3 protein-coding genes and 1 pseudogene are annotated in these 8,117 nt (G+C 26.8%); 3 read left to right on the forward strand and 1 reads right to left on the reverse strand.

Annotation, left to right across the window (positions count from 1 at the left end):
• The first annotated feature begins 2 nt into the window (after positions 1 to 2).
• From dnaE to tilS, 3 genes and pseudogenes are all read left to right on the forward strand, one after another.
• Positions 3 to 3,482, forward strand: a complete 3,480-nt coding sequence (gene dnaE / locus CRV12_RS02350) for a DNA polymerase III subunit alpha (protein WP_136131037.1) — start codon at positions 3 to 5, stop codon at positions 3,480 to 3,482.
• 12 nt (positions 3,483 to 3,494) lie between these two features.
• Positions 3,495 to 4,450: pseudogene (gene accA, locus CRV12_RS02355) on the forward strand (acetyl-CoA carboxylase carboxyl transferase subunit alpha).
• 185 nt (positions 4,451 to 4,635) lie between these two features.
• Positions 4,636 to 5,991, forward strand: coding sequence for a tRNA lysidine(34) synthetase TilS (gene tilS / locus CRV12_RS02360; protein WP_136131038.1), 1,356 nt, complete (start codon positions 4,636 to 4,638; stop codon positions 5,989 to 5,991).
• Positions 5,992 to 5,998: 7 nt separating this feature from the next.
• Here tilS and CRV12_RS02365 read toward each other — a convergent pair whose 3' ends face one another.
• Positions 5,999 to 7,711, reverse strand: coding sequence for a proline--tRNA ligase (locus tag CRV12_RS02365; protein WP_136131039.1), 1,713 nt, complete (start codon positions 7,709 to 7,711; stop codon positions 5,999 to 6,001).
• Positions 7,712 to 8,117 lie beyond the last annotated feature (406 nt).

Raw genomic sequence — 8,117 nt, forward strand, 5'->3', positions numbered from 1 at the left:
TTATGACTATAGAACCGCGTTTTATACATTTACATGTTCATAGTGACTATTCTATGATCAATGGATTAATAAAAGTTAAATCTTTAATTAAAAAAACTTTTATGCTTGGCATGCCTGCTATTGCTCTGACAGACTTCACTAATTTATTTGGATTAGTACAGTTTTATTGTCAATCTCGTATTATGGGTATTAAACCAATTATTGGAACAGATTTTAATGTTAATAACAGTTTATTGAGCAAAAATCCTACTAAATTAACTATTTTAGCATCTAATAATATCGGATATCAAAATTTAATTTTGCTTATTTCTCGTGCTTACAAAAGAGGTTATGAAATTAATGGTCCTACTATCGATATAAATTGGTTAAGTGAATTAAAAGATGGATTAATTATTCTTTCTGGTGGACTTTATGGTGATATTGGTCGTAATTTATTACTAAATAATAAATCTTTAGTATCAAAATGTTTAAATTTTTATAAAAAAAATTTTCCTAATAGTTACTATTTACAATTAGTTAGAACAGGACGTATAGATGAAGAAAATTATTTAAACAAAGCTGTAAAATTAGCTATTGATGAAAATATACCAGTGGTAGCTACTAATGAAGTATGTTTTCTTAACAAAGAAGATTTTGAAGCTCATGAAATTCGGGTCGCTATACATAAAGGTTACATTATAGATAATCCTAATCGTCCACGCAATTATAGCCCAGAACAATATATGCGTAGCGCAGATGAAATGTGTGAATTATTTGCAGATATTCCTGAAGCATTGAAAAATAGTATTGAAATATCTAAAAGATGTAATGTTAATCTAATATTAGGGAAAAATTTTCTACCAAGATTTCATGCAAATAATACTAATCCAGAAGATTTTTTAGTTATTAAAGCACAGTCAGGATTAAACAAACGGCTTAAATTTATTTTCAAAGATAACATAGAGCTTAATAAAAATAGAAACAAATATAATAAACGTCTTAAATCTGAACTTAGCGTCATAAATAAGATGGGTTTTCCTAGTTATTTTCTAATTGTAATGGAGTTTATTCAATGGGCAAAAGATAATAATATACCTGTTGGTCCGGGACGTGGTTCTGGTGCTGGATCTTTAGTAGCTTATGCACTTAATATTACTGATATAGATCCAATAAAATTTGATCTTTTATTTGAACGTTTTTTAAATTTAGAACGTATATCAATGCCTGATATTGATATTGATTTTTGTATGGAAAAGAGAGATGAAGTAATTGAACATGTTACTGAAATATATGGCCAAGAATCAGTTTCTCAGATTATTACTTTTGGAACTATGGCAGCAAAAGCAGTTATTCGAGATGTCGGTCGTGTACTAGGATATCCTTACGGTTTTATCGATCGAATTGCTAAATTAATTCCGTATGATATAGGAATTACATTAGAAAAAGCACTTAAAACTGAAAAAAAATTACTAGAAATTTATAACACAGATGAAGAAATCAAAATACTTATAAATAAAGCACGTAAATTAGAAGGTATTATACGAAATGTAGGTAAACATGCTGGAGGTGTAGTTATTGCTCCAACTAAAATTACTGATTTTACCCCTATTTATTGTGATGAAGATGGTTTATATCCAGTTACGCAATTTGATAAAAATGATGTAGAGTATATTGGATTAGTGAAATTTGATTTTTTAGGATTAAAAACTCTTACAATTATAAATTGGGCAATAAATATGATAAATTCCCAAAATAAAAATCAAAATAAACCATTATTAAACATTCATGAAATCTCACTTGAAGATAAAATAAGTTTTGAAACATTACAACGTGCTGAAACTACTGCGATTTTTCAACTTGAATCACATGGCATGAAAGATTTAATTAAACGTCTACAACCTGATTGTTTTGAAGATATTATTGCTTTAGTAGCATTATTTCGTCCTGGACCTTTGCAATCAGGTATGGTTGAAAATTTTATTAATAGAAAACACGGAAGGGAAATTATATCTTATCCTGATATTAAGTGGCAACATAAAACCTTGCAACCAATATTAGAATCAACTTATGGTATTATTCTTTATCAAGAACAAGTAATGCAAATAGCACAAGTTCTTTCTGGGTATACCCCCGGTGAAGCAGATATACTAAGGCGAGCTATGGGTAAAAAAAATCCAGAAGAAATGGCTAAACAGCGCTCTGTTTTTATACATGGAGCAGAAAAAATAGGCATTGATACCAAATTATCAACAAGAATTTTTGATATATTAGAAAAATTTGCTGGGTATGGTTTTAATAAATCACATTCTGCTGCATATGCTCTGATATCATATCAAACATTATGGTTAAAATCTCATTATCCTTCTGAATTCATGGCAGCAGCTATGACTGCAGATATTGATAATACTGAAAAAATTGTTAAATTAATAGATGAATGTTCTCGTATAAAGATAAAAGTACTTCCACCGGATATTAATAATAGTTTATATGAATTTTATGTAAATAAAAAAAAAGAAATTTTGTATGGCATGGGTGCAATTAAGGGTTTAGGAAAAATTCATATTAAAATTATTATTGATGCTAGATCTAAAGAAGGAAAATTTAGGGATTTTTTTGATTTTTGTAATCGTATTCTTATTAAAAAAATAAATCGTCGGTTAATAGAAAAATTGATTATGTCTGGTGCATTGGATTGTTTAAATCCAAATCGTTCTATAATGATTAATACGATTAATAAAGCAATTAAAATTTCTAATCAAAATATGAAAACAAAAAAAACTGGGCAGTTTGATATGTTTGAAATTAATTTTAATCAAACAGCACAAATTGAAAAACATTATGAAAAATGTGCATTATGGTCTGAACAAAAGCAACTGGATGCTGAGAAAAAAGCACTTGGTTTATATCTTACCGGTCATCCCATACGTTATTATGCAAATGAAATAAATCATTACTCTAATGGAATAAAGATTAACAATATTAATTTTGTTAATGTAGGCAAGATAATTTCTATAGTTGGCATATTGATTAATATAAAAATTATTTCAACCAATAGTGGAAATAGTATGGCTGTATGTATGCTAGATGACAGTTATGGGCGAATAGAAGTTATCATTTACAATAAGATATTAGATAAATATCAATCACTGCTAAAAAAAGACTATCTTTTAATTATTACAGGCGAAATACAAATTAATAATTTTCGTGATAATATCAAAATCATAGCTCAAAGAGTCATGAATATAAATCAAGCACGTGAAAAATATGTACGCGGAATTTCCATATTTCTTACAAGTACACAGCTTAATAGTAAATTATTAAATGAAATTAATCAATTAATTGACAAATGTATTTCAGGAAGTATTCCTATAAATATTTATGAATGTAAAAACAATATAAGATTAAAACATAACAAGCATTGGTTTATTTCTCTTGAGAATAATATAATTGATGATTTGAAATTACTAGTAGGTAATGAGCAAATAACACTTGAGTTTAAATAAAATAGGTAATGTATGGATTTTAAGTATTTAGATTTTGAACAACCAATATTAGAACTAGAAAAACAAATTAAATCTCTTAACTCAATAAATTATGTTAATAGCCAAATAATAGACATAGATAAAGAAATCAATAAGTTAAAAAAAAAAGTACAAATTTAACACGTAAAATTTTTTCAAATTTAAATTCATGGCAAGTTATACAACTAGCAAGACATCCATTACGTCCATATACTTGTGACTATATATATAATATATTCGATGATTTTGATGAATTAGCAGGAGATCGTTTATATGCAAATGACAAGGCTATTATTGGCGGTATTTCAAGATTAAACAACCGCCCAGTAATGATAATTGGACATCAAAAAGGACGTGATGTTAAAGAAAAAATACTAAGAAATTTTGGTATGCCTGCTCCAGAAGGTTACCGAAAAGCATTAAGGTTGATGAAAATAGCAGAAAAATTCAACATGCCAATAATTACTTTCATAGACACTCCAGGTGCTTATCCAGGAGTAAATGCTGAGGAACGTGGTCAATGTGAAGCCATATCTAGAAATTTACGTGAAATGTCTATATTAAAAGTACCAGTTATATGCACTGTTATTGGTGAAGGTGGTTCTGGTGGTGCTTTAGCTATTGGTGTTGGAGATAAGGTTAATATGTTACAATATAGTACATATTCAGTCATTTCTCCTGAAGGTTGTGCTACTATTTTATGGAAAAATGTAAACAAGGCATCATTAGCAGCAGAAGTTATGGGTATTACAGCTAGTCGCCTAAAAATGCTTAAATTGATAGATACAGTAATCCCTGAACCATTAGGAGGAGCACATCGCAATCAATTAAAAATGGCATTTAATCTTAAAAAACAATTACTAATAGATTTAAATTATTTAGATACATTAACTATTGAAACAATATTAAAACGTCGTTATAAACGCTTAATGAATTATGGATATGTTTAATTCAAAATCATTTTTTTTAAAATTTATTAAAAAACATTTATTAAAATAAATCTTATGTTTAAAAATATAGATGCAATATTATTTAAATAAGCAATTTTTAATACGCTCAAGGTTTATTTAAAAATAAATGAATTTATGTTATATAGAATTATTTAAACAACAATTTTATAATGGATTTTAATATCATGTGTTTCCATACAGTCGATTCATTACTTAAAAAAGATTCTAATATTGTAGTAGCATTTAGTGGTGGTATGGATTCAACTGTATTGTTACATTATTTATATATATGGAAGAAAAATCATCCTCAATCTAATCTAAGGGCTATACATGTAAATCATGGATTACATTTAAAATCAAATCATTGGGCTAATCATTGCATAGAAATATGTTCTAAATGGAAATTAAAATGTAGCATTTTACAAATTAATATTATAGATATCATTAAGAAAAAAGGTATTGAAGCAACAGCTCGTAAAGAAAGATATAAAGCATTAATATCTGCTTTATACCCTAAAGAGATATTAATGACAGCACACCATTTAAATGATCAATGTGAAACATTTTTATTAGCTATTAAACGCGGAAGCGGTCCAGCAGGTTTAGCTTCAATTTATCCCTCAGTTATAATTGGTAAAAATAAAATATTAAGACCATTTTTAGAATATTCGCATAAATTATTAGCAAGTTATGCAAAGAAACATAATTTAATTTGGGTAATAGATAAAAGTAATTATGATATAAATTATGATCGTAATTTTTTACGTCATTCTATATTACCAAAAATAATTGTTAAATGGCCAAGTTTTATAAAAACTGTAACACGTAGTTCGCTATTATGTAGAGAGCAAGAGAATTTAATAGATGAGTTACTGATAAATGAGTTAAATGATCTAATACAAAATAATGGTAGTTTATATTTTTTACCTCTATTAAAGATGAGCAGCATAAAAGTATATGCATTATTGAGAAGGTGGATCGCTAAACAAGGTGGATTAATGCCTTCTTATATAAAATTAAAATTGATTTACCATAAGGTATTAATGAATATTAAAGATAAACAACCTTGTTTGCAGTTAGGTTCTTATGAAATAAGAAAATTTCGTCATTATTTATATTGGTTAAAAACAAATAGTTCGTTGAAATATAAAAAAATAAATTGGAAAGAATTAGATAAACCAATAATCCTTCCTCAAGATTTGGGATTACTTAAAGCTGATTATAATAAAAATTTATTACGTTTACCTACATCCAAAGAAGATGTTAGTATTCAATTTTATGTAAACGGTTATGTAAATATATTAGGTCGCAATAATAAGTATAAAATAAAAAAAATATGGCAAGAATTAAATATCCCACCATGGAACCGTCAGCGTATTCCTTTAATATTCTATAATGACATATTGATATATGCAGTAAATTTATTTGTTACATCTAATGGATCATGTTTAGAAAACAAGAATGGATGGCAAGTTATATGGTATCAAAAAAATTATACAAGAAAATATTTATTTAGTGATAAATATATCAAATCATGTTAATTAATTTTTATTTTATTTTTTTTAAAATAAAATCAATAATTTTATTTTTTTTAATTCTTTTTATTTCTCCAGTAAGACGTATTTTACATTCTATTATGTTATTTCGAAGATTATTATCACCAATTATTATAATATATGGTATACCAATAAGTTCTATATCTGTCAACATAATACCTGGATGTTCTTTTCGATCATCAAGAATGACATCAACTTGTTCTAGGATGAGTTGATTATATATATCTTCAGCAGTTTTTCGTACAAGACAAGAACCATACATGTTAATTGGAATAATAGCCACTTCAAACGGAGATAATGCAATCGGCCATATAATACCATGTTTATCATAATTTTGTTCAATAACTGCTGCAATAATACGAGTGATACCTATTCCATAACAACCCATTAGTATTGTTTTATTATTATTTCGAGTTTGAATAAATGCTTTCATTTTATTAGAATATCTAGTACCTAGTTGGAAAATATGTCCAACCTCAATACAATTTTTAATTTTCAACAAACCTTTTCCATCAGGACTAAAATCTCCTTCTACAACATTACGAATATCTGCAATATTTGTTATAGGTAAATCTCTGCCCCAATTAATACCAGTATAATGTTTACCATCAATATTTGCACCAGCAGTAAAGTCACTCATTGTTGATACCGTTCTATCAATAATGATGGGTATATGTAAACCTATTGGTCCAATAGAACCAGGTCCAGCTCCAATTTCAAGACGTATTTCTTTTTCATCAGCAAATGTCAAAGGTGAGTTTACTATATTCAATTTTTCTATCTTTTTTGCATTTAATTCATGATCACCACGAATCAATAATGCAACTAAATTACATCTATTTTCTTTTGAACCCTTAACTATTAATGTCTTAATAGTTTTTTCGATAGGGATATGAAAATTATTTACAAGAGATGTAATACTATTTACATTTGGAGTATCAATTTGCAATAAATCTTGTGTTGGTAATGAAAGAATATCTGTTGATATAGCTGATTCTGCAAATTCAATATTAGCAGCATAATTAGATTCTGTTGAAAAAACCATTCGATCTTCACCACTATCTGCTACTACTTGAAATTCATGCGAAATATTACCTCCTATAGATCCAGTATTGGCTTGCACTACACGAAAGTTCAATCCTATCTCATTGAAAATATTACAATAAGCATTGTACATGATATCGTAAGTTTCTTTAAGTGATTCTTCAGTTAAATGAAATGAATAAGCATCTTTCATAATAAATTCACGTGATCTAATAACACCAAATCTAGAACGTATTTCATCACGAAATTTAGTTTGAATTTGATATAAGTTGATTGGTAATTGTTTATAAGAATTTAACTCATTACGAATTAAGTTAGTAATTACTTCTTCATGTGTTGGACCCAATACACATAAACGATTATGACGATCTGTTATTTTTAATAATTCTGGACCATATTTTTCCCAGCGACCACTTTTTTGCCATAAATCAGCAGGTTGTACTATTGGCATTAAAATTTCGATTGCACCTGTTTTATTCATTTGCTTACGTACTATATTTTCAATTTTTTTTAATACACGAAGACCAGTAGGCAACCAAATATATAAACCAGAAGATAATTTACGTACTAGTCCTGCACGTAACATTAATCTATAACTTATAATTTCATTATCAAAAGAAACATTTTTACATGTAGATAACAAATATTTACTAATACGCATTAACAATCCAATTGATTAATATAATTATTATATCTTTTTTATATTATATAATTTTAAAAAAAAAGCAATTTATACAAATAGTATTTTTATATTAACCTCATAAAAATTAATATAATTGATATAGATTTAAATATAAATTTAAAAATCATTAAGTTTAAAAATTCAATATGTACATTATAAAATTAATATTTATTATTATAATGGTATAATTTAATTATTATATGGTACTTTATTAATAAGAAAAAAATAAAATTATTATATTCAAAATCATTTAGATTCATTAAAAACTTGACTAACAGACATAACAAAGTTAAGATAGCACTGCTGTTGTTCTTTAACAATTTATCAGACAACCTGTGTAGGTATTCGTAGAATTGTATCAATTTTTTTTAAAAACATGTTACAC

It is taken from the genome of Candidatus Pantoea edessiphila (assembly GCF_002933315.1).
Taxonomy (GTDB): Bacteria; Pseudomonadota; Gammaproteobacteria; order Enterobacterales; family Enterobacteriaceae; genus Pantoea_C.

Coding starts and splice junctions, on each gene's coding strand:
- CRV12_RS02365 (WP_136131039.1), bottom strand. CDS start 7,711: ATGCGTATTAGTAAATATTTGTTATCTACATGTAAAAATGTTTCTTTT.
- tilS (WP_136131038.1), top strand. CDS start 4,636: ATGTGTTTCCATACAGTCGATTCATTACTTAAAAAAGATTCTAATATT.
- dnaE (WP_136131037.1), top strand. CDS start 3: ATGACTATAGAACCGCGTTTTATACATTTACATGTTCATAGTGACTAT.